Below are 2,941 nucleotides of genomic sequence, written 5' to 3'. Positions count from 1 at the left end.
GCCGCACCATGACGTCGCACACGCGCCGGAAATCCGGCTTGCCGGGGCGCCGGGCCGTGAAAAGACGGCGCTCGGGGCTGCGGTGAGCTGAGATTGTGGGTCAGGCAGCGGAAAAATCATGCGCTGGAGCTCGCGGAACGGGTGCGCGCTGAAGAGAACACGGATTCAGGACTAAGCTTCCCCATTCGATTGGCCCGCTCCTCGTCGACGAGCCAGACATTTCGCGAGCTTGGGCCAAGGCCGTGCTCCACGTTATTGATCACGCTGGCCCCGAGATATCGCCGCTTATCCTGAGCGTGACCGGCTTCGATGAACGTGGTGTAGTGCAGGAAACACCGGCCATCCGCTCGACGCTTGACACGTTGTTGGCGGCCAAACGTATGCGCAGCGTTGACGATGTGGCTTTCACGATCTTTCCACAGCGCTTGTGGCAGGTAGCTCAGGGCGATCGCGCTGCGCTGTTCCGATACTACAAGGATGCATTCCCGCGCTATCAGGCGATGAACGCGCGAGACAACCGGCGCGGTCTCTACTTCGAGCGAATGACAGGGTACGGCCGCGGGCCCTGCGATGGCAATCAGCTCGAATGGATCCTGTCTCAGTTTGAAGGACGGGAGGGTGTAAGGCGGTCGATGTTCCAGGCGAGCGTATTCGATCCAGCCCGAGATCATGTCGCCGATGCTCAACTCCAGTTTCCCTGCCTCCAGCATGTCAGTTTCGAGCCCACCAAGCAGGGTCTTGTCATCAACGCTTTCTACGCAACGCAGCAGCTGTTCGTGAAGGCATATGGCAACTACCTCGGCATTGCCCAGCTGGGGGCCTTCATGGCCCATGAAATGAAAACCAAGCTTCTAAGAATGAATGTTGTTGTCGGCGTCGCGAAGTTCGAGCGCATTTCCAAGTCCGATGCCGATCTGCAGCCGTTGATCACGGCGGCACGCGCAAGTTTAGCTCTGCAGCCGGTGGCGGTGAATGCAGAGGTGCCCGCGCCAGTTGTCGAGACTGCAGCGTGAGGGTTGGCATCAGCAAGAGGTACCAGCCTTCGGAAAGTGATTCCATCACCGTGCCTGCGCCGACCGTCAGTCCATCGCACTTGCTGCCGGTCAAAGTGACGCCGGTATTCGACAGCTACTGGCGGTTCGCTGTGGAGCGACAGAACGTGTTCTGCCAAAGGTTGAAGGGGAAGTCGGCGCCGTGGACTACCGATCCCGTGATCTCTGTTCACAAGTTTACGAACGCATATCGTGCTTCGGATCGTGTCAGCCAGTACTTGATCAGGCATGTGATCTACCGCGACGATCTTCCAAAGTCACCGTCCGAGGTGCTGTTCCGTACTTTGCTCTTCAAATTGTTCAATAAGATCGAGACTTGGAAGTTGCTTGAGCACACCTTCGGTGAGGTCACCTTCAAGAACTACAAGTTCGAGCACTATGACAAGGTTCTGAGTCAGGCCATGAGGGCAGGGGGGCGGATCTACTCGGCCGCCTACATCATGCCACCCGGCGGCTCTGCCTTCGGGCATACGGCCAAGCATCAGAACCACTTACGCTTGCTAGAGCGAATGATGGCTGATGACCTTGCAGGCCAGATGGCACAGTTGAAGAAGATGCAGACTGCGTTCGAATTGCTCAGAAGCTACCCAACGATTGGGGACTTCCTGGCATACCAGTTCGTGACTGACATCAACTACAGCGAAGTCACAGACTTCTCCGAAATGGATTTCGTCATCCCAGGTCCAGGTGCACGCGATGGCCTGAGAAAGTGTTTCGCCGACAGCGCGGGTCTCAACGAAGCGGAACTGATCCGATTGATGGCCGACAACCAGGAGCGTGAGTTCGAGCGGCTAGGGATCACGTTCCAATCCCTTTGGGGACGTCGGCTGCAATTGATCGATTGCCAAAACCTCTTTTGTGAGGTCGACAAGTACGCGCGGGTCGCTCACCCAGACGTGGCCGGAATCTCCGGGCGCACGCGCATCAAGCAAAAGTTTTCTCCCACCGGACCTTTGGACCTGCCTTGGTATCCACCCAAATGGGGTATCAATTCAAAAATCGAGGCAGATCTTTCAGGCCGCGTCAGCCAGATGCGGGATGAGAAATCCGCGAACAGGTCAACTGCCCAGTCAACCTTGGACTTAGGAAACTCGTGATGAACTTGAACACCTACCAGCGGGAAGCACAGAAAACCGATCGCGTGCCGTCGCGACGGAAAAGCGGCGATGCAGGAAACGATCTCATGGTTCCTTTGCTCGGGCTGGCGGGTGAGACGGGCGAACTGCTTAGTGAGTACAAGAAGCACCTTCGAGACGGCGATTCTCACCTCCTGTTCAGGGAGCGAGTGTCGGAAGAGTTGGGCGACTTGCTTTGGTATGTCGGAAACGTCGCTGCAAAGTTCGATCTAAAACTTGAGGATATTGCGCAGGCAAATCTGAAGAAGACCAGGGACCGCTGGGGGCCGCAGGATACGGGGTCCATCGCTTTCGATGCCGAGTTCGAAGAGCACGAGCGGTTGCCTCGACGTTTTGAAGTTGAACTCAGCGAGGTCGTCGTTGACGGGCGCAAGAAGATTCGAATGCGCGTCAACGGCAAGAAGATTGGTGACGACCTGACCGATAACGCTGATGACCCTGATGGCTATCGGTTTCACGACGTGTTCCATCTCGGTTATGTCGCCGTACTTGGCTGGTCGCCGGTTATTCGAAAACTCTTGAAGAGGAAGCGCAAGAGCACCCCTCAAGTGGACGAGGTGCAAGACGGTGGCCGAGCCCAGGTTTTGGACGAGGGCGTCGCGGCGCTGGTTTTTGACTATGCGAAGGAACACCGGTGGCTCGAAGGTGTCGGTGATTTGGACTACAAGGGGTCAGCTCACGAAACGGAAAAAATCGTACGCTATGCCTTGTCGTGCCAGCCCAGCACAATGATTGACATGCCCAGTAGCGCGA

The 2,941-nt window shown here is 56.8% G+C and carries 3 protein-coding genes; all 3 read left to right on the top strand.

Translation table 11 applies throughout. The annotated features are described in order from the left end of the window. Positions 1-242: 242 nt before the first annotated feature. Positions 243-1,013, top strand: coding sequence for a thymidylate synthase family protein (locus M622_RS37755; protein WP_217995342.1), 771 nt, complete (start codon positions 243-245; stop codon positions 1,011-1,013). Further along, complete coding sequence (locus M622_RS37750) at positions 1,010-2,149, top strand: nucleotide kinase domain-containing protein (RefSeq protein ID WP_021250918.1); 1,140 nt, start codon at positions 1,010-1,012, stop codon at positions 2,147-2,149. The genes M622_RS37755 and M622_RS37750 overlap by 4 nt, the downstream gene beginning before the upstream one ends. Beyond that, positions 2,149-2,941: nucleoside triphosphate pyrophosphohydrolase family protein (locus M622_RS37745; RefSeq protein ID WP_021250917.1), on the top strand; the 793-nt coding region annotated here is incomplete at its 3' end. The genes M622_RS37750 and M622_RS37745, both read left to right, overlap by 1 nt.

This window comes from Thauera terpenica 58Eu (genome assembly GCF_000443165.1).
Classification (GTDB): Bacteria; Pseudomonadota; Gammaproteobacteria; order Burkholderiales; family Rhodocyclaceae; genus Thauera; species Thauera terpenica.
Note: the sequence above shows the minus strand (reverse complement) of the source record. Positions and strands in the feature narration are given on the sequence as shown.